Annotated in this window: 14 protein-coding genes; 6 read left to right on the top strand and 8 right to left on the bottom strand. The window is 71.7% G+C overall.

The window, feature by feature from the left end:
• Positions 1-49 precede the first annotated feature (49 nt).
• Positions 50-481, top strand: a complete 432-nt coding sequence (locus tag ACYVLJ_RS36995) for an organic hydroperoxide resistance protein (protein WP_451984427.1) — start codon at positions 50-52, stop codon at positions 479-481.
• Between the two features lie 16 nt (positions 482-497).
• On the opposite strand, the gene ACYVLJ_RS36990 is transcribed toward ACYVLJ_RS36995, so the two are convergent.
• On the bottom strand, positions 498-1,526 hold the full coding sequence (locus tag ACYVLJ_RS36990) for an alpha/beta fold hydrolase (protein WP_460442163.1): 1,029 nt from the start codon (positions 1,524-1,526) through the stop codon (positions 498-500).
• 93 nt (positions 1,527-1,619) lie between these two features.
• On the bottom strand, positions 1,620-4,427 hold the full coding sequence (locus ACYVLJ_RS36985; RefSeq protein ID WP_460442162.1) for an ATP-binding protein: 2,808 nt from the start codon (positions 4,425-4,427) through the stop codon (positions 1,620-1,622).
• Positions 4,428-4,576: 149 nt separating this feature from the next.
• On the opposite strand from ACYVLJ_RS36985, the gene ACYVLJ_RS36980 reads away from it, so the two are divergent.
• Positions 4,577-6,055 carry a tannase/feruloyl esterase family alpha/beta hydrolase gene (locus ACYVLJ_RS36980; RefSeq protein WP_460442161.1) on the top strand — a complete coding sequence of 493 codons (1,479 nt, stop codon included), beginning with the start codon at positions 4,577-4,579 and terminating at the stop codon, positions 6,053-6,055.
• Between the two features lie 84 nt (positions 6,056-6,139).
• On the top strand, positions 6,140-7,210 hold the full coding sequence (locus ACYVLJ_RS36975; RefSeq protein ID WP_460442160.1) for an aldo/keto reductase: 1,071 nt from the start codon (positions 6,140-6,142) through the stop codon (positions 7,208-7,210).
• A 591-nt stretch (positions 7,211-7,801) separates the two neighbouring features.
• Here ACYVLJ_RS36975 and ACYVLJ_RS36970 read toward each other — a convergent pair.
• Positions 7,802-8,140, bottom strand: a complete 339-nt coding sequence (locus ACYVLJ_RS36970; RefSeq protein ID WP_460442159.1) for a helix-turn-helix domain-containing protein — start codon at positions 8,138-8,140, stop codon at positions 7,802-7,804.
• A gap of 417 nt (positions 8,141-8,557) precedes the next feature.
• Positions 8,558-11,593 (bottom strand): AfsR/SARP family transcriptional regulator, encoded by a 3,036-nt coding sequence (locus ACYVLJ_RS36965; RefSeq protein ID WP_460442274.1) that lies wholly within the window; start codon positions 11,591-11,593, stop codon positions 8,558-8,560.
• 216 nt (positions 11,594-11,809) lie between these two features.
• On the opposite strand from ACYVLJ_RS36965, the gene ACYVLJ_RS36960 reads away from it, so the two are divergent.
• The gene (locus ACYVLJ_RS36960) at positions 11,810-13,030 is read left to right on the top strand and encodes a hypothetical protein (protein ID WP_460442158.1); all 1,221 of its coding nucleotides are present in this window, start codon (positions 11,810-11,812) and stop codon (positions 13,028-13,030) included.
• 299 nt (positions 13,031-13,329) lie between these two features.
• Here ACYVLJ_RS36960 and ACYVLJ_RS36955 read toward each other — a convergent pair whose 3' ends face one another.
• The 4 genes from ACYVLJ_RS36955 to ACYVLJ_RS36940 all read right to left on the bottom strand — a co-directional run bounded on the left by ACYVLJ_RS36955 (position 13,330) and on the right by ACYVLJ_RS36940 (position 18,588).
• On the bottom strand, positions 13,330-15,312 hold the full coding sequence (locus ACYVLJ_RS36955; RefSeq protein ID WP_460442157.1) for an ATP-binding protein: 1,983 nt from the start codon (positions 15,310-15,312) through the stop codon (positions 13,330-13,332).
• A gap of 248 nt (positions 15,313-15,560) precedes the next feature.
• Positions 15,561-16,778: a metal-dependent hydrolase family protein gene (locus tag ACYVLJ_RS36950; RefSeq protein ID WP_460442156.1), complete on the bottom strand. Its 1,218-nt coding sequence runs from the start codon at positions 16,776-16,778 to the stop codon at positions 15,561-15,563.
• Positions 16,775-17,200, bottom strand: a complete 426-nt coding sequence (locus ACYVLJ_RS36945; RefSeq protein ID WP_451984415.1) for a GAF domain-containing protein — start codon at positions 17,198-17,200, stop codon at positions 16,775-16,777. The genes ACYVLJ_RS36950 and ACYVLJ_RS36945 overlap by 4 nt, the downstream gene beginning before the upstream one ends.
• Positions 17,197-18,588: an MFS transporter gene (locus ACYVLJ_RS36940; RefSeq protein ID WP_460442155.1), complete on the bottom strand. Its 1,392-nt coding sequence runs from the start codon at positions 18,586-18,588 to the stop codon at positions 17,197-17,199. The genes ACYVLJ_RS36945 and ACYVLJ_RS36940 overlap by 4 nt, the downstream gene beginning before the upstream one ends.
• A gap of 131 nt (positions 18,589-18,719) precedes the next feature.
• Here ACYVLJ_RS36940 and ACYVLJ_RS36935 point away from each other — a divergent pair, with 131 nt between their 5' ends.
• On the top strand, positions 18,720-19,598 hold the full coding sequence (locus ACYVLJ_RS36935) for a MurR/RpiR family transcriptional regulator (RefSeq protein WP_460442154.1): 879 nt from the start codon (positions 18,720-18,722) through the stop codon (positions 19,596-19,598).
• Positions 19,599-19,680: 82 nt separating this feature from the next.
• Entirely contained in the window at positions 19,681-20,403 is a 723-nt protein-coding gene (locus ACYVLJ_RS36930; protein ID WP_460442153.1) for an SDR family oxidoreductase, read from the top strand.
• Positions 20,404-20,407 lie beyond the last annotated feature (4 nt).

The raw sequence follows: 20,407 nt of genomic DNA, 5'->3' as shown, positions 1-20,407 counted from the left end.
CCCGCTCGCGGTTCCTAGCGTGGTGACGTCATCCGCTGAAAGGAACCACATGTCCGAAGTGACCTACACCGCCGTCGCCACCTCCACCGCGGAGGGCCGCAACGGCGGCCGCGCGACCTCCGACGACGGGGCGCTCGACGTCACCCTCGCCGTGCCCAAGGCGTTCGGCGGCGCGGGCGACGGCACCAACCCGGAGCAGCTGTTCGCGGCGGGCTGGGCGTCGTGCTTCGTCGGCGCGGTCCGCCGCGTCGCGGGCGCGAAGAAGGTGCCGCTGAACGACCTCGCCGTCGTCGCCGAAGTCACCCTGCACCACGACACGGAAGCGAGCGAGTTCCACCTGAGCGCGGTGCTCCACCTGGAGGCGACCGGCATCGACCAGGCCACCGCGGACGACCTGGTGGCCGGCGCGCACCAGGTCTGCCCGTACTCGAAGGCCACGCGCGGCAACGTCGAAGTCACCCTGGACGCCACCGTCGCCTGACCCGTCGCGGCGGACCTCACAGGTGGTCGGCGTCGATGATCGCCTGGGCGAACGGGCGCGGCGCTTCCTGCGGCACGTTGTGGCCGATGCCGTCGAAGATCCGGTGCTCGTACTTGCCCGTGAACTTCGCGCGGTAGGCCGTGCCGTCCTTGGCCGCCGCGTCGAAGTCGCTGCCGATCGTGATCGACGGGACCGTGATCGCCGGGCCGGCCGCGAGCTTCTGCTCGTACTGGTCGTACTGCGGCTCGCCCGGCGCGAGGCTCAGGCGCCAGCGGTAGTTGTGGACGACGATGTCGACGTGGTCCGGGTTGTCGAACGCCTTCGCGCTGCGGTCGTAGGTCGCGTCGTCGAAGTGCCAGGCCGGGGACGCCGTCTTCCAGATCAGCTTGTTGAAGTCGTGGCGGTTGGCCGCGTAGCCGGCGCGGCCGCGCTCGGTCGCGAAGTAGTACTGGTACCACCAGCCCAGTTCCGCCTGCGGCGCCAGGGGTTTCCGGTTCGCCACCAGGTTCGTGACGATGTAGCCGCTCACCGCGACGACCGCCTTGCACCGCCGCGGGAACAGCGCGGCGATGATGTCGACGGTCCGGGCACCCCAGTCGTACCCGCCGAGGACGGCCTGGTCGATCTTGAGCGCGTCCATCAGCGCGACGACGTCCAGCGCGACCGCCGCCTGCTGTCCGTTGCGGACGGTCTGCGCGGACTTGAACGTCGTCGGGCCGTAGCCGCGCAGGAACGGGACGATCACCCGGTAGCCGGCCGCGGCCAGGATCGGGCCGACGTCGACGTAGCTGTACGGGTCGTACGGCCAGCCGTGCAGCAGCACGACCGGCTGCCCGGTCGCCGGCCCGAACTCGGCGTAGGCCATGGTCAGCACGCCGGCGTCGGCGTGCTTGAGTTCGCCGAGCGAAGTGTGCTCGCCGGACCCGGCACGCAGGTCGGGCGTCTTCGCCGGCGCGGCGGGCGCGGTGCCGGACGAACAGGCGGCCAGCGACGTCGCCGCCAGCCCCGCCGCGAACGCCTGCCCGAACCTTCTCCTGCTGATCATCATCTGCTCCTGCGCGAAAGACCGTGGGACTTTCACGACGTTAGGGAGCTTCGAGTGATCTTCGCGCCCGTCAGGTGACGCAGCCGGTGTACGTCACCCGTCCAGGGTCTTCAGCATCCCGGCGAGGTCGGCGCGCGAGCTCACGCCCAGTTTCGGGAAGATCCGGTGCAGGTGGGTCCCGACGGTCCGGTGCGAAAGGTACAGCCGCTGCCCGATCTCCCGGTTCGTCAGGCCCTCGGCGGCGAGCTGGGCGATGCTCAGCTCGTGCGGGGTGAGCTTCTCGCGAGCGTCCGGGCCCCGGTTCGGGCTCGACTCGCCCGCCCCGCGCAGCTCGCGCCGCGCCCGCTCGGCCCAGGCCGTCATGCCGAGGGCGTCGAACGTCTCCCGGGCCGTGCGCAGGTGCGTCCGCGACTCGACGACGCGCCGCTGCCGCCGCAGCCACTCGCCGTAGGCCAGGTGGACGCGGCCGCGTTCGGCGGGCCAGCCGGTCAGGTCGGCGTCCAGGGCCGCCTCGAACCGCTCGTCGAGCACGGCTCGCGCGTACCGCAGCCCGATGTGCAGCGCGGGCGACGGCGACTTCAGGGACTCCAGCTCGGCGAGGACGGCGCGCAGGGCGTCGGTCTGCCCGGCGCGGACCGCGGCCTCGGTGAGTTCCGCGAGGCAGTACGCGCGCAGGGCCAGCTGGTAGGCGGGGTCGGCCGGGTCGAGCAGTCGTCGCAGGTCCGCGAAGGCGTCCTCGAACCGGCCCTCGCTCAGGTTGATCAGCCCGCGCGTGAGCTGGACGGTGGCGAGGACCGGCCGGGCGCCCGCGGCGAGCCCGGCGCGTTCGGCTTCGTCGGCCAGGGTTTTCGCCTGCCGGTGGTCGCCGCGCAGGGCCGCGATCTCGGCCTGGACCGCGGTGGCGAAGCCGTACATGAACGGCTGGCCGGTCTCCTGGGCGAAGCGGGCGGCTTCGGCGGCGACGGGCACCGCGGCGGCGAGGTCCCCGAGCCGGACGCGGCTCCACGCCTGGACCGCCAGAGCCCGCGGCAGCAACCCGAGCCGGCCTTGCGCACGCAGGCCCGGCGCGGCGGCGGCGGAGAACCGCGCGGCCAGGTCGAACGCGCCGACCTGCAGGGCCGCGCTGCCGAGGTACCGGTCGACCTCAGGATCGGCACCGGTCGCGCCGGCGAGCTTCGTCAGGTTCTTCAGGACGGCCTCACCGCGCTCGAACGGCGCGACATAGGCGGTGACGGCCACGACGCGCGGGTCGTCGTCCGGCACGGGCAGCCGGTCGGCGACGCCGAGCAGCGCCCGTCGGGCGGCTTCGCCGGGCTCGGTCCAGAAGCACCGCATGGCGGCGCTCCAGAGGATCCGCATGGCCGCGTCGTGCTCCCCTTCGGCGGCGACGGCCTCGGCGGTGGCGGCGAGTTCGGCGACGCGGGCGGGGTCTTCGCGAACGCCGTCTTCGAACTCGCTGAGCAGCCGGCTCGCGGTGGCCCGCTGCCGCGCACCGGCGGGGTTCGCGGCGTGCACGAGCCGTTCGGCGGTCTCCCGCCGCCCGGACTCGACGGCCAGTTCGGCGGCCTTCAGCAGCCGCTCGGCGCGCGGCTCGGGCCGTTCACTCAGCCGCGCGGCCTGCTCGAGAGCAGCGATGGCGGCGGCCGAGCCACCCCGGTACCGAGCGCGTTCGGCGGTCCGTTCGAGGGCAGCGGCAACGGTTTCGTCGGGCCCGGCGGTGGCGGCGGCCTGGTGCCACGCACGGCGGTCGGGCTGGTCCCGGAGAGCGTCGGCGAGGGCGAGGTGCACCCGCCGCCGCTCAACCGGGCCGGCCGCGGCGGGAATGGCGGAGCGCATGAGGGGGTGCCGGAAGGTGACGGTCCCGGCGGAGAGTTCGACCAGCCGAGCCTCGACGGCGGGCCCGAGGATTTCGGGTTCGGCGGCAGCCAGCTCCGACCCGGCGCCCCCGGGCACATCGGCAGCATCAGGTAGGCCGCACCCCTCGCCGCCCGGCGAGGCAGCCGCCACCCGCTCCGGCAAGACTCCGGCGCCAGGCGCGGTCCCTCCCGCCGCCAGAAGGGCAGCCGTCGCGGTCAAGGTCTCGGCCAGCGATGTCGTCTCGTTCAGCGCCGCCGCCAGCAACGCCGTGCGCGTCGGTGCCGGCAAGCCCGCCACCCGGGCTGTGAACGTGCGCTCCAGCCGCTCCGTCAACGGCAGCACCGGGTCGAGCCCGTCGAGATCAGCCAGCGCCAAGGGCAGCTCCGTCAACGCCAGCGGATGCCCGGCCGCCTCGGTCAGCAGGCGGGTCCGGACCGCCGGGGCCAGCCGGGGCGCGACCGCGTCCAGCAGCTCCGCGGCCTCCTCGGCAGGCAGGCGGCCCAGCAGCATCGGCGCCAGCCCGGCGTCGAGCAGCGGGGACGCCGCGCCGTCCCGGAGCGTGGCCACCAGGACCATCGGCTCGGCCTCGATCCGCCGCGCCACGAACGCCAGGACGTCCGCGCTCGCGCGGTCCAGCCAGTGCGCGTCCTCCACCACCAGCAGCAACGGCTTCGCCGCCGCTTCCTCGGCCAGCAGCGTCAGCGCCGCCAGCCCGACCAGGTACGCGCTCGGCGAAGCGCCTTCCGCCAGTCCCAGCGCCGTCCGCACCGCGGACCGCTGCGGTGCCGGCAGCTCGTCGCAGCCCGCCCGGACCGGATGCAGCAGCTGGTGCAGACCGGCGTAGGCGAGGTTCTGCTCGGCCTCCGCCCCGGTCGTCCGCAGGACGCGCAGCCCGGCGACCGACGCCGCGGCCGCCGTCTCGGCGATCAGCGCCGACTTGCCGATCCCGGCCTCCCCGCGGATGAGGACTCCGGCGCGGTCGCCGGGCCCGTCGACGAGCTCGCCCAGCTCCTTCAGCTCGGCTTCCCGCCCGTGCAGCGCCATGGACCCGACCTTACCGAAAGCACGTTTCCGCAGCTCACAGCCAAGTGACGTACATGGTCAGCGTCACCCGACGGGCGCGGGCGTCCGGCCCGGCCGCCTACCTTGACCAGCGCAATGTCCACATCGGACGAAAGCGACCAGAGGAACCGATGAGACGCCTTCCCCAGTTCTTGGCGGCCGCCGTGCCGCTCCTGCTGACCGGCCTGGTGCCGCTCGCGCCGAGCGCGGCCGCCGCGACGCCCGCGTGCGCCGCCGTGTCGGTCCCCGCGCCCTCCGGCGCGAAGACCGAGTCGGTCCAGGCCGAGCACAAGACCGCGTACTGCCAGGTCACCGTGACCCTGACCCACGACGGCACCGACCACGTCAAGGTCGCCGTCGCGCTGCCCGACACCGGCTGGACCGGACGGCTCCAGGCCCTCGGCGGCAGCGCCTACGCCGCCGGCAACTTCGACGGCCTCGCGCAGGCCGCCAAGGACGGCTACGCCGGCGTGACGACCGACGCGGGCGTGTCCCTCGACGGCCTCGACACGTCCTGGGCGCTCAAGTCCGACGGCCGGGTCGACCAGACCCTGCTGACGAACTTCGCCACCCGCTCGGTGCACGAAGAGGCCCTGATCGGCAAGGCCGTCACGCAGCGGTACTACCACCGCCCGGTGACGTACTCGTACTGGACCGGCTGCTCGACCGGCGGCCGCCAGGGGTACTCCGAGGCGCAGAAGTACGCCGGCGACTTCGACGGCATCCTCGCGAACGCCCCGGCCGTCGACTGGACGCAGTTCGCGGTCGCGACGCTCTGGCCGCAGGTCGTGATGAACCAGAGCCACGACTTCCCGAGCACCTGCGTGCTTTCGGCGTTCCGCACGGCCGCGGTCAAGGCGTGCGACGCGCGTGACGGCGTCACCAACGGCATCGTCGACCGGCCGGACGAGTGCGGCTACGACCCGCGCAGCCTGGTCGGCACCAAGGTCGTGTGCGACGGCCAGGAGTTCACCGTGACCGCGGCGGACGCCGAGGTCATGCGCAAGATCTGGGCCGGCCCGACCGACGAGCGCGAGCGCAGGCTGTGGGCCGGGCTCCCGAAGGGCGCCGACTACACGTGGCTGGTGGCGACCGCGCCGGGCTTCCCGGTGGCCGTCAAGTGGGTGCAGTCGTTCGTGGAGAAGCAGGCCGGCTTCGACACCTCGAAGCTGACGTACGCCCAGTACGCCGACGTGTTCCGCCAGTCGGTGCGGGAGTACGACGACGTCATCGGCACGTCCGACCCCGACCTGTCGGCCTTCCGCCGCGCCGGCGGCAAGCTCATCACGTTCGTCGGCGCGAACGACCAGCTGATCCCGCCGGGCGGCACGCTCTCCTACCGCGCCCAGGTGGAGCGGACGATGGGTGGCGTGAACGACTTCTACCGGCTGTTCCTGGCACCGGGCGTCGAGCACTGCTTCGGGGGCGGCGGTCCGGAGCCGACCAACGCGCTGGGCCAGCTCGTCGACTGGGTCGAGCACGGCAAGGCCCCGGCGACGTTGACGGCGGCGTCCGCGGACGGCAGGACGCGCGACCTGTGCCCGCTCCCGCGGGTGTCGCGCTACGCGGGTGGCGACCCGGCGGTGGCGTCGAGCTACCGCTGCCGCTGAGTCCGCGCCGTGGGTGCCGGCCTCCCTCCGGCACCCACGGCGAATGGACTTGCGGGTCCAAAAAGTGCTCGGCACGCTGAAGTCATGGCACTCGATCAGTACTACCTCCTCGGCCGCTCCGGCCTGCGCGTCAGCCGGCTCGCGCTGGGGACCATGAACTTCGGCACCGGCGGCTTCCACGCCGCCTACGGCAAGACGGCGGACGAGGTCCGCCCGATCTTCCGCAAGTACCTCGACGAGGGCGGCAACTTCCTCGACACCGCGGACTTCTACACCGCGGGCGAGAGCGAGACCATCCTCGGCCGGCTCGTCGCCGAAGCGGGCGTGCGCGACCGCGTCGTGCTCACCACCAAGTTCACCAACAGCGTCGACCCCGGCGACCCCAACGCCGGCGGCAACGGCCGCAAGCACCTGGTCCGCGCGCTCGAGGCGTCCCTGCGGCGGCTGGGCACCGACTACGTCGACCTCTTCCTGCTGCACACGTGGGACCGGCTCACCCCGGCCGAGGAGGTCGTGCGCACGCTCGACGACCTCGTCCGCGCGGGCAAGATCCGCTACGCCGGCCTGTCCGACGTGCCGGCGTGGTACGCGGCGAAGGCGCAGACCTACGCCGAAGCGCACTCGCTCACCCCGATGATCAACCTGCAGCTCCCGTATTCCTTGGTGCAGCGGCAGATCGAGACCGAGCACGTCCCGATGGGACAGCACCTGGGCATGGGCCTCACCGCGTGGAGCCCCCTGGCCGGCGGCTTCCTGACGGGCAAGTACCGCGACGGCGGTACCGGGCGCTTCGCCGACCCGGACGCGCAACCGTGGACCGAGCGCGACTGGCAGCTGCTGAAACCGCTCGAAGAGGTCGCGGGCAAGCTGGGCGTCACGATGGCCCAGGTGGCGATCAACTGGGTCGCCACGCAGCCGGGCATCGCGTCGGCGATCGTCGGCGCGAGCAGCGCGGAGCAGCTGGGCAAGAGCATGGCCGCACTGGACTTCGAGATCCCCACGGAGCTGCGCGCCCGCCTCGACGACGCGAGCGCGGTGCCGCCGGCCTCGGTGTACCGGATGTTCACGCCCGAGTACCAGAACTGGATCGTGACCCCGCAAACCAAGGTCGGCGACAAACCCGACGGCTACGCGCCCGCGGTGCGGAACTGGTAGCGGCGCCGCCACACTTCCGAGTTGAATTCTTTCTTCTTTTCGCCTCCACAAGGCTTCTTCCAGCAATGTGGCCACTCATTCGAGTGGCCACATTGCTCTACCTGGGGTACGCCAGGCGACCTTGCAGCCCGATCTCCTGTCGAAACAGGAGGTTGTCCGCTCGTGAAGCTCTACAGTGGACTGGCGTCCGTGGCGTCACCTGGTGAATTCGCAGAGTGTTTTGCCTCGTCAAGCCATAGAGTGGGATTTCCCCGGAAGGGGGTTTCCCCACTGAGTGGCACCCCCGGTGATTGCACCCCATCCGCACCTGTAGTGTTCCGCAACACATCCGAATGACCACCGAGAGGGTTCGCCTCCGGCGAGGTGCGAGGGAAAAGATTTGACCTCGTCCACCCGCGCCGAGCACGCCACACCGGTCCCCACCTGATGAAGGAGGAACTTCATGATGCACGCTGTGCTGCCCTTGTGGTGGATCATCATGAGCGGCGCCGCTTGACCCGCGGTCGTCCACCCCGGCGGTGAGCGACCACACCCGAGTCGCGCCGGGCTTCGCCTGCAGTTCCTGCCTCGAAGCCCGGCAGCGCGGAAACCTCAGGGCTGGCCGCGACGGCGAAGCTCGACGCCCTCGGCGAGCAGGATGTTGCGCGTCTGGTTGTAAGACATGCCGTAGGTTGTCGCGAGCTGGCGAATGGACCGCCCGTCGAGGTAGGCGTTGACCAGGCCAGGCGGGGTGGGCGGCAACGGAATCCGCGGCAACCTCAGCGTGACACCGGCGTCGATCAGCGCGGTGCGGATCTTGCGGTAGCTGTACGGAAGACGGGCGACCAGGCTCTCGATGGTCTCACCACCAACGTAATCGTCCACCAGCTGCCGCACTTCGTCGTCAGGGATGGCTTCCGGGGAGCTGCCGGCTCTGTCGTCCTCGCTCACCAGATCATCGCCGCCCCGAACAGCTGACCCGTGTGCGTGCCGGTGCGGCCGGATCCACCCGGCTCACGCGTCACGCAGTCTGCTTCCAGGTAACGACATCGATGTCGGCGAACAAACCGCCAACCGAGTGGTGGCGTCGTGATCATGGCGTGCTCCGCTCCCTGGCTCGGTGCGCGGCTTGCCTTCCTTGCAACTGCGAGTGAGTTACCCGGAGACCATGACGCGAGTTCCGCCGATTGTGGCCGCCGTAACACTCTGCAACGCCACACCGGCAGCACACCAGGCGCACGAAAGCCATATCGGCTGTCATGTCCGCCACAGTGGACAGTCAGGGGATAAATATCTTTTCCTGGTAAGGAAAACGAGCCTTCTCGTGTCGCGGCTCGCGCCGGGCGAAGGACCGAAAAGGATGAGCGGCTACCGCTCCGGTTGCCGGCGCGGTGGCAACATCGCCACCGTGTCCCGCTCGCCGTCACGCGCGACCGGAATCACGGGTTCCGACGCGTCCAGCTCGTCGATCAGCTCGCCGAGCTCCGCCACCCGGGTGTCCCGCGCTCGCCCCCGGTAGAGTTCCGCCGCCTGCAGCCAGAGGGCCCTCGCGTCCACCCGGTTGCCGCGCTCGCGCAGGATTGCCGCGAGTGCCGACAGCGCCCTGGCCTGCCCCGTCGCGTGTCCGGTGCGGTCGGCCAGCTCGACCGCCCGATGGGCGTACCACAACGCCGCCCGCGCGTTGCCCTGCTCGTGCCGGAGCCGGGCCAGGACTGTGTTCAGCTTCATCACCGACGGCAGGCTCAGGCTCGCAGGCGTCAGCTCCGAGGCAAGCCGGCATTGTTCGTCGGCTTCGGCCAGCCGTCCCAGGTTGGTCAGCAGTGACGCTCGCGCGGTGTGGATCTCCAGCCGCGTCGTCGCGTCGGGCGAGTCTCGCAGGTAGTCCAGCGCTTCGGTATACAGCTCCAGCGCCTCCTGCTCGAAGTCCCGCGCCTCTACCAGCGCGTTCGCGAGCCGGTGCGCCGCGACCGCGCACAGGGACGGTTCACCCTGCTCATAGGCGATTTCCAACGCCAGCCGGCACAGCACCGCGGCTTCCGTCGCCCGCCCGGCCCGCAGGTGCCACCGGGCCAGGTTCAACGTCGCGGCGACGCGCCCCAGCGGGAATCCCTCGGCCAGTTCCAGCGCACGCCGGAGGTGCCGTTCCGCTTCCTGTTCCTCCCCCTGGTGCATCAGGACGACGCCGAGATCGTTCAGGTGCGATCCCAGCACCTGCCGCAGGTGCGCTTCGGCGCCACCGCCCTCGGCGAGGATCGCTTCGACGCTGTCGGCCGCTGTGGTCAGGCAGCTGATCGCGTCGACGAAGAACCCCTTCGCCACGAACAACTCCGCGAACAGGGCCGGTAGGTGGTAAGCGATCTCGTGCAGTCCGGCCGCCGCGGCGCCGGTGACGACCTCGACCAGCAGGTTCTTCTCGCGGACCACCCACTGCCGAGCAGCCGCGGCGCTGCGGAAGGCCGGACTCGGCCACGCCAGGGTCGTGGCCGGCAGCGGGGGCGGCGGCTTGTGCGGAAACAGCAGGCGATGGGCGTCGCAGGCCATCAACAGGTAGAACTCGAACATCCGGCGCCGGGCCGCGGTGACGTCGTCCAGCTGGGCCGCGACCGAAGCCGCGTAGGCGTGCAGGAGGTCGTGGATCCGGTACCGGTCGAGGTTGCCGGGATGCTCGAGCAGGTGCGCGGCCACCAGGACGTCAAGTGAACGCCGGACGGCCGACAACGGGCGACCGTCCGCCGCCGCGACGGCTTCGGCCGTGAGCTCCGCGCCCGGGTGCAGCCCGATCACCGCCAAGGCTCGCCGCTCACCGGCGTCGAGCGCCTGGTAGGACACGCTGAACGCTGCCCGAAGGCTGCCCTGGGACCAGTCGCCTTCGTCACCGAGGTCCAGCAGGAGATCGGCGTCCCGCAGTAGCCCGGCCAGCGTTGACAGCACCATGCCGGCACGCGCCAGGGCGCGGTCGGCCACGAGGGTGAGCGCCAGCGGGTTTCCCCGGCACAGGCGCACCAGTTCCGCCGTGCCTCGCCGGTCCTCGCGGGCACGGCGGCCGATCCGGCGATCCAGCATCGACGTCGCGTCGGCGGCGACCAGCGGCCGCACGGTCACCACGGGCGGCGACACCGTCGCGGCCAGCGAGGGCAGCCGCCATCGCGACACCACCAGCACCGTGCACGCGGCGAGCACGCCCAGCAGCGGCGCGATCTGCTCGCGGCTGCGAACGTTGTCGAGCACCACAGCGAGCGGCCGGTCCTGCAGCAGCGCGGACAACTTCGCCATCCTCGCCACCGGATTCACCACCTGGTCGACGGGAAAATCCAGCAATGACAGCAAGGCGTCCACGACCTCGCCGCTGTCCGCGGCCGTCGCCTGGCTGTCACCCCGCAGGTCCAGGAGCACCACACCATGCCGGAACCGGCGCCGGGCCCGGTGTGCCCACCGCACCGCCGCGGCGGACTTGCCCACACCCGGCCCGCCGGTCACCACCACCACACCGCTGCGAGGCGCTCCGGTCGTGTCGGAGGTGAACGCGTCCAGCTCGGCGAGCAGCCCGGCCCGGCCCTCGAGCTCGTCGCAGTCCGGCGGGACGTGCCACACGGGCGCTCCGACCGGCTCCTCCTTCCGCACAGCGTCCACTCGCACCGTCTGGCGTGGTCGCGCACCGGCGCCGGTGATCACCTCCTCGTGCACTGCCCGCAGTTCGTCCGCGGCCCGGAGCTCACCGGCGTCGAGGTACTGCCTGCGCATGGTGAGGTAGTACTCGGTCACCTCGCCGGGACGGTCTGCTGCGGCCAGGGCCCGGACCCGCAGCTTGGCCAGGCTCAGCTCCAAGGGATGTGCGTGTTCGAGCTCCATCAGCCGGCCGAGTGCCACGTCGGCCCGCCCGGCGGTCAAGAGTTCGGTCAGCAGGAAGGCGTTCGCCGGAAGCCACTGGCTGCGCAGCCACTGCGCGCGCCAGCCCTCGGCTCGCCGTGTCCGCAAATCGATCAGCGGCTCATCGCGCCTGAGCCGCATCGCCGCCTGCGCCTCGACGTGGGCCCGGTCGTGCTCTCCCCGGTCCCGCAGTTGTCTCGCGGAAGCCATGGTGCGAGCGAAGGCGACGTGGTCGACCAGGGCCGGATCGATCTCGACCACGCACCCGGTCTTGCCGATCCCGATGTGTGCGTCGACTTCGTTCGCCTGAAAGGCGTGCCGCAGGTGCGCGGCGTTCTGGTGCAAGGTCGCCAGCGCTCCCCGCGGGACATTCTCGTCGTCGGCCCACACCCATTCCACGACGTCGTCGACGGAAAACCGGTGGTTCGGCGACGTCAGCAAAGCGGCGAGAACCTGTCTCGACCTCGGCTGAGCCCACTTCACGGCCACTTTCCCGTGCAGCAGCAAGGCCGTTTGCCCGAGAATTCCGAACACCATTTCCACGCCGCCCCCCTTCCCCCGTCGTGAACACCGTCCACGAGGATCACTTTCCCATTGATTCGACCAAGTGACCACGTCAGAGCCTCGGACGAGGCCCGTTGACGATCTTCGTTGATCAATTGTCAATCGACGAACCCACAGGCCGAAAGGCATTTCTGAACCGCGTCCCCGACATTCGTGACAACAACTGGACACGACCTGTGGAGGACCGCCATGGCCGACTGCACCCGGGTACGCAGCCCCTTCGGAACCGCCGACGCACACTTCGCCACCCGGCTCGGGACGAAATCCGTTCTCGTGCTCGTGCCGCACGTCGTGGCCGGTACCCGGTTGCTGGACCTGCTGCCGCTGCTCGAAGCCGACCACCGCGTCCAGGTCGCGTTCACCAGTCCCGAAACCGGCGACGGCTGGCAGGCCACCCACGACTTCCTCCGCGCGCAGGGAGGCCCAGTGCTCCCCTGGGCCCAGGCGCGCCGCAGCGATGTCGATCTCGTGCTCGCCGGGAGCACCCGCGGCATCGACGAACCCTCGGCCCCGATCCTGTTGATGCCACACGGCGGCGGCTTCGGGCAGTACCAGCCCTGGCGGCCACCGGGCGGAGGTCGGTACCGACCCCAGGTGGGTCTCGGGCCCGGCCAGCTGTTGCGCGCGGGCCGGGTCCGCGCCGACGCGATCGTCCTGGTCCACGAGCGCGAACACGACCTGCTGGCCGAGCTGTGCCCGGCCGCGTTGACCGCCGCGGTCGTCGCCGGCGACCTCGCCCTCGACAGGCTCACCGCCAGCCTCCCGTACCGCGACCAGTACCGGCGAGCACTCGGCGCCACCGATGGCCAGGAGGTCGTCGTGGTGACGTCCACATGGTCACCGCGGTCGGCGTTCGGCAGGCACCCTGACCTGTTCGACCGCGTCGTCGCCGAGCTCCCCCGGGACCGCTACCTCGTCGTCGGTGCCCTCCACCCGGCGATCTGGTCACATCACGGCGCGTGGCAGGTCCGGTCCTGGCTCGCCGCCGCGATGCGCGCCGGGCTGGTGCTGGTGCCGCCTGAAGAAGGGTGGCGAGCGGCGTTGGCCGCCGCCGACCACGTCCTCGGCGACTACGGATCCGTCACCGGATACGGCGCCGCGGCGGGTGCGTCGGTCCTGCTCGCCGACAACCCGGACCAGCCGCTCCTGCCCGGCACCCCGACGGAAGTCCTCGCCCGCCACGCACCCCGCTGGCGACCCGGCAGCCCCCTGCTGACTCAGCTGTCCGCGGCGGCCGAAGCACGCGACGCCGCCGGGCTACCCGGTTTGGTTCGCGGATTGCTCACGTCCCGCCCAGGGCAAGCCGGGACCATCCTGCGCCGGACCCTGTACCGGCTGCTCGGCCTTCCCGAACCCACCCATGCCGTGCCGATCTCGCCCGTTCCGCTGCCGAAACCGGTGACGCCATGACCATCTGGCGCTACGCCTGCGGTACCCGCCACGGCACGCTCATCACCGCGCCCCTGCACGGCCGCACCTCGCTCGCCGACGCGGTGATCGCACCGGCTGGGCCCGGCCACACCGACGAACGAGACGTCCTGGCCGATCTTTTCGCCCACCTGCCCGGGCTCACCCTCGCCGTCGTTCCGGTCGAGGCGGCCGGTCTCCTGCTGGGCGACCACCTCGGCGACACCACCACATTCGTCGGAGACGGAGACCCCGAGCTCGCCGCCGTCGCCGCCTGCCTGTGGCTGTTCACCGGGCAGCGGCTAACCGCCCTCGCCTCGATCCAGGGCATCCAGCGCGGCCTGCACGCGCGACAACACCTCGCCGCCGACGTCGCTCAGCAGATCCGCCGCTTCGACGAGGTACCGCCGGGCACGCTGAACATCGTCCTGCGTGACCTCGGCCAGCGCCAACAGCACGTTCGCCTCGTGCACCGGTGACCCCGGCCGCCCCAGTACCTCGCGTGCCCGTTCCAGCCGCTGGACCGCCGCGTCGGGATGCCCGGATCGCGCGTCGACCCGGGCCAGCCCGAGGGTCGCCCAAGCCGCTCCGCGCTCGTCGCCGATCTCGGTGAACAACTGCGCGGCCACCTCCAGGTGCCGCACCGCGCGCGCTTCGCGGCCGGCGCGCAGCAACGCCTCCCCGATCCGCCAGTGCCGGGCTGCGACCCCGCGGTCGATGCCCGATTCCTCCTCGAGGTGCAGGCTGTCGGTGAACAGCAGGACCGCCGCGTCGATGTCGCCGCGGTTCTGCGCGACGAGTCCCAGCTGCTCCAGCGCGGCGGACTCGTTGCGCCGGTCCGCGGCGTCCCGGGCCAGCGCCGCCGCTCGACTCGTCTCGTGCCGCGCCGGCTCCAGGTGGCCGAGATCCAGGTGTGCCCGGCCGAGCTGGTACCGCAACCGGGCTTCCGCCACCCGGTCGCCGCACCGCTGCGCGGCTGTGATCCCCAGTTCGTGCGAGCGGATCCACTCCGGGTAGTACTTGCGGCGGAGCAACAGCTCCCACAGGGCCTCGCACAGCTGCCACGCCAGTTCGTCGTGCCGCTCGGCCACCGCTTCTTCGAGAAGAGGCAGCACGTTCGGCAATTCCGCGGCGAGCCAGTCCAGTGCCTCGCCGTCCGTTGCGAACGGTGCCGGCTCGTCTTGCAGTCCCTCGGCGACCGGGCTCACGCGCCACCGCATCGGGATCACCACGAGGTTCGCCCGCGTGAGTTCCCGCAGGTACCAGCCCGCCGCGCGCGGGACGACCTCGAACCGGCCCTTGTCGCGCTGGGCACGCGCGTGCAGCCGGACCAGGTCGTGGAACCGGTAACGGTCGAGGTCGACCTCCTCGAGCAGGCTCGCGTCGACCAGTACGTCCAGCGCTTCGCGCACATCGCCATCCGGCAACCCGGTTGCTGCGACCGCAAGATCGGCGGGAAAGTCCGGCACCGGGAGCTCGGCCATCAACCGGTACAGCACCGCGGCCTGCTCCGGAAGCTCGCGGTAGGACCAGTCGAACGCCGCCGTCGCCGAATCCTCCGCACCCGCCAGCCGAGACAGCGTCGCGAGCCGGGAACGCTCGTCGCGCAACTGGTCGGCCACCCGCGACACCGGCCAGCGCGGCCGGGCCGTCAGCCGCGCCGCCGCCACCCGAAGCGTGATCGGGAACCGGCCGCACAACTCCGCCAATTCGGCCACGGCAGCCGGTTCCGCATCGGCCCTGCGCCGCCCCAGCGTCTCGCCGAGCAGCGCGACCGCGTCGTCCGGCGGCAACGGCGCGACATCCACGAACCGCGCGCCGTCGGTCAGCAGGCCATCCAGCCGGAGCCGGCTCGTCACCACCACCGCACAACCGGCCGAGGCCGGGATCAGCGGGCGTACCTGCGCGGTCGACACCGCGTTGTCCAGCACCACCAGCAATCTGCGCTCCGCGGTCACCGTCCGGTAAAGCCCGACCTGCTCGGCCAGCCCGGCCGGGACCCGCTCCGGCTCGACTCCCAGTGCACGCAGGAACGCGCCCAGCACCTCGTCCGGTGTCACGGCCGTCTCGGCGGAGAAACCCCTCAGGTCGGTGTAGAGCTGCCCATCGGGAAACCGGTGCGCGTGGCCGGCCGCCCACGTGACAGCCAGCGCCGTCTTCCCCACCCCACCGGGACCGACGACGACCACCAGCTGCGCCCGGGAGCCGGCTTCGACCTCGGCCAGCTCGTCGAGATCGGAAAGCTCGTCCGCACGGCTGACGAAGTGCGCCGGCGGAGCCGGCAACTGGCGCGGACCACCCGGAACGCCGCCCTGCTGGGACGGCACACCCGGAAACCGCGCCGCTCCCGACGAACGGGTGACGTACTGCCCAGTCTCCCCCGTCGACGTCCCGCGGTCCCCCTCGCTGACGCCATTCACCCCGAACACCCCCGACGCACCTGGAACTTCCCTGTCTACAGGGTGAGCATCGAAAAGTCAGTGGACGGGGACGTGAATTGCCTGACAGGAACCCGTCCGGGGTCACCCGGGCATCAGGTTTCGGAGACGACCTCGCCGCCCTGGATGATGTGGCGGAAGTTCTTCGGCTCGGCCAGTACCGCCACGTCCTCCAGGGGGTCGCCGTCGACCACCAGCAGGTCCGCGTGGGCGCCCGGGGCCACCGTGCCGATCTCGCCCGTCAGGTTCAGCAGGTCCGCCGCCGTCGATGTCGCCGAGCGGAGGACCTCCAGGGGCGTCTGGACTTCGGCGCGCAGGCGGAACTCGTGGTTCTGGTGGCGGTGCATGCCGCCCAGCAAGTCCGTTCCGTAGACCAGCTTCACGCCGCCGCGGGCCGCGCGCTCCAGGGCCGCCAGGCCCGCGCCCAGCACCTCGTCGACCTTGCGCCAGCTCGACTCCGGCAGGCCGTGCTCGCGGCCTTCCTCCTTCAGCGCCCAGTACGTCACCAGCGTCGGCACCAGGTAGGCGTCCTGGGACCGGAACAGGGCGACGCTCCGGTCGTCGAGCAGGTTGCCGTGTTCGATCGACCGGACGCCCAGCTCCAGTGCCCGGTTCACCGCGCGGGCGGTGTAGGCGTGCGCGGCCACGTACCGGTTCGCCGCCGTCGCTTCCTCGACGATCGCGCCCAGCTCTTCGGCCGAGTACTGCGTCGAGTCGATGCGGTCGGTCGGGGACGCGACGCCGCCGGACGCCATCACCTTGATGTGGTGCGCGCCCTTGCGCAGCTCGTCGCGCGCCGCCGCGCGGACCGCGTCCACGCCGTCGGCCACCCGGCCCAGGCCCGCGCAGCACGGGTGGTCGTCCTTCGCGTGCGCGCCGCGGGTGCGGCTGTCGCCGTGCCCGCCGGTCTGGCTCAGGGCCCGGCCGCAGAACAGCAGCCGCGGCCCGCGGAACAGCCCTTCCGCCTGCGCGTCGGCGAGACCGAAGTCGGCGCCGGAGGCGTCGCGGACCGTCGTGAACCCGCGGTCGAGCATCCGGCTCATCGTGCGCGCCGCGTGCGCGGCCACGTAGGACGGTGACGACGACGGCAGCGACCCCAGGTCCGCCGTCGACGCGGTGACGTGGACGTGCGCGTCGACGAGCCCCGGCAACACGACCGCGCCCCGGACGTCGAGGGTCCGCACGTCGGCCGCGCCCAGCGACGGCCCCACCTCGGCGATGCGGCCGTCGACGGCCCGCAGGTCGCCCTCGGTGTACTCCCCCGACAGCGGGTCGAGCAGCCGCGCGTTGCGCAGTACCAGGGATCCGGTCACTTCTCCTCCTCCAGCAGGGCCGGCACCGCGAGCGGCGCCAGCGATCCGGCCACCGCGACCGCATCCTCGTCGTACGCGCCTTCCGCGTCGAGGATGTTGAGCACCCCGAGCGTCCGGCCGCCGGACACCACCGGCACGTTGATGATCGCCCCGCAGCCGAGCGACTCGATCAGGTCGTGGTCGGCGAAGATCTCCCGCACCGCCGCCTTGTCCGGGCCGAAGTACGGCTCCTGCGCGGTGATGCAGCGTTCGAGCCAGCCGGCGGCGACCTCGACGGTCTTCTCCCCGCCCACCGGGTACTCCGCGGGGTGGCTGCTGTGCACCCGTCGCAGCGCGTTGCGCTCCGGCACCCACGCGAGCACGGTGAACAGCCGCACGCCCAGCTCGGCGCGCACCCGTTCCTCCACAGTGGACAGACTCACTTCGTCATCTCCTTCGCGACGGCCACCGGCGCGCCGTGTTCGGTCAGTTCTTCCAGGGAGCGGCCCGCGGTGGACAGGCCGAAGACGAGCACGCACAGGACGCCCGCCGCGAGCACGGCCGTCGTCAGGCCGAAGACGCCGGCGAAGCCGAGGCTCGCCGCGGACAGGCCGATGATCGTCGGCGCGAGGATGCTGCCGACCCGGCCGAACGCGCTGGACAGGCCGGTACCACTGGCGCGGATCCAGGTCGGGAACACCTCGGGCGTGTAGGAGTAGACGCCCGCGTAGGTGCCGTTGAGGAAGAACGACAGCACGGCCCCGGCGAGCGTGATCGACCACGGCGCGCTCGTCTGGCTCAGCCAGAACGCGCTCACCGCCGAACCCGCCAGGTACAACGCGATGGTGTGCTTGCGGTCGAGCCGTTCGGACAGCCAGGCGGCGGAGAAGTACCCGGGCACCTGGGCGAGGTAGATGATGATCGAGAACTCGAAGCTCTTCGTCACGGTGATGCCGCGTTCGACGAGCAGCGTCGGGATCCACGAGAAGAAGCCGTAGTAGGAGAACGTGATCACGAACCAGACGGTCCAGATCACGGCCGTCCGGCGCCGCATCGCGGGGCTCCACAGGAACTTCAGCGCGCTGAAGAGGGTGACCTTCGGCGTCTCGGTCGCGGGCCCGGTCTCGGCGGCGGGCACCGGCGGGAGGGCCGCGCCGGTCGCCTTCTGGACGTCGCGTTCCATCTTGACGACGACGTTCTCGGCCTCGGTCACCCGTCCCCGCGCGAGCAGGAACCGCGGCGACTCGGGCAGCGATCGCCGCCACCACAACAGCATCACGATCGGCAGCGCGGTGACGAGCTGCGCGACCCGCCAGCCTTCGTCGAACGACGGCACGACGAACCGCCCGATCAGCGCGGCCGCCACGAACCCGAAGGAGAAGAACCCGGCGAGCGCGCCGACGAACCAGCCGCGCCGCTTGGCCGGCACGAACTCGGCCAGGAACGGCGCGATGATCGCGCTTTCGGCGCCGGCGCCCGCCCCGGCCAGCACCCGCGCGCCGAGGAAGATCTCGTAGTTGGGCGAGAAGGACGCGATCACGGAGAACAGCGCGTAGAACGCCAGCGCGTACATCATGACCTTCTTGCGGCCGATGCGGTCGCCGAGCAGGCCGGCCGCGATCGCGCCGAAGAGGAAGCCGAACGGCGTCGCGGAGCCGATCAGCCCGAGCTGGCCGTTGCCGAGCCCCCACGCCGCTTTGGCGCTGGGCAGCAGGAAGGCGACGACCGCCGAGTCCATGCCGTCGAAGGTGTAGCCGAGCCCGCCGATGAGCAGCAGTTTGTAGTGGGGCCGGCTCAGCGGGAGCCGGTCCAGTCGTGCCAGCAGGGTCATGGGGGAACGCCTTCCGTCTCGGGCGCCGGGGAGTGCGGACAACGTATACTGCGTTTTCGCAGTTTTGCAACGTTCATTGCAAGTCGATGCCCCTGCGTTACGGTTCTGCGAGAGCGAGGGAGGGCACGAGGGTGGCGGAGACCGACGACGGTTTCGAGGGCTGGCTGCGCGACCGGCTGCCCGAACGCGGGTTGCGGCCGAAGTCCGCCGCCGTGCTGGAGGTGCTGGTCTCCCAGCCGAGACGGGCCTCGTTCGGCTCGACGGCCGAGCTGGCGCAGCTCGCCGGCGTCAACGTCGCGACCGTGACGCGCACGGCGCAGGCGCTCGGCTTCGCCGGCTGGCCGGCGTTGCAGCAGGAGCTGCGGGCCCGGTACATGTCGTCGCTGAGCGCGCCGCAGGTCGCGGAGGAACACCGGGGCGTCGGCTCGCCGGGATCGGCGTCGCTGCGCCGCGACCTCGACAGCCTGGCCCTCCTCAACCGGCGCTTCGACGAGGAGGTCATCCGCGAGGTCGCCCAGGCGATCGCGGCGGCCCGCCGGACCCTGGTGATCGCGGACGGCAGCTACGCGGCGGTCGGCATCGCCTTCGCGCACAACGCGCGTCTCGCGGGCTACGACGTCCACGCGGTCACGGCGGGCGACGCGGAACTGGCGAACCAGACGGCGAAGCTGACCTCGGACGACGTGCTGGTGGCGATCAGCTTCTGGCGTCTCTACGAGAGCACGGTCCTGGCCGCGGACGAGGCGAAACGCCGTGGCGCGCGGGTCTTCGCCGTCACGGACGCGGCCAGCCCGGCGCTGGCGGGCGCGGTCGAGCACGTGCTGATGGTGCCCGCCGAGGGCGTGACGTTCTTCCCGTCGCTGACCGCGGGCATGGCGCTGGTCCAGGCGATCGTCGCGCAGCTGGCGGCCGTCGACCCGGCGCGCACGAGCGAGTCGATCGAGGCGGCGGAGGCGATGTGGACGCGCTTCGACCTGCTGCACCGCCGCCCGTCGGCCAAACCCGTGTGACCTGGGTCACTCGACGACGGTTTTCCGCTCCCCGGCCGGTCTTGATCCGGTCCGCACCGCCTCGACCACCCGGGGAGTACCCATGTCCACCACCGCCGTCGTGACCGGAGCCGGCCGCGGCTTCGGGCGCGCGATCGCCGCCGCGCTCGTCGCCGAGGGCCGCACCGTCGTCGGGATCGCGCGCAGCTCCGCCGAACTCCAAGCCGTCCGCGACGACCTGGGCGCGCGGTTCGTCCCCGTCGCGGCCGACGCGACCGATGACGTCCTCGCCGAGCACGTCCTGCGCGACCACCGGCCGGGCCTGCTCGTCCTCAACGCCGGAGCCGTGCCGCACATGGCGCCCGTCCACGAACAGACCTGGGAGACCTTCAGCCGCAACTGGCACGTCGACACCCGGCACGTCTTCGCCTGGACCCGCGCCGCACTGCGACAGCCCCTCGAGAAGGGCGGTGTCGTCGTCTCGATGTCCAGCGGCGCGGCCATCGGCGGGTCACCGCTGAGCGGCGGGTACGCCAGCGCGAAGGCCGCGATCCGGTACCTGCGCGCGTACGCCGCCGACGAGTCGGAACGCGCCGGCCTCGGCCTGCGGTTCGCGACGCTCCTGCCGCAGCTGACTCCGCTCACCGGCCTCGGTTCGACGGGCGTCGACGGCTACGCCGCGCGCACCGGCGTCGACCGCGAGACCTTCGTGAAGAACATGGAGTCGGTGCTGACGCCGGAGCAGGTCGCGAAGGCCGTCCTCGAGGTGGCCGCCGGAAACGCGGCGGAATACCAGGTCAGCGGCACCGGCCTGCGTACGCTCTGAGTGT

The sequence above is a fragment of the Amycolatopsis stemonae genome, from assembly GCF_054781455.1.
Note: the sequence above shows the minus strand (reverse complement) of the source record. Positions and strands in the feature narration are given on the sequence as shown.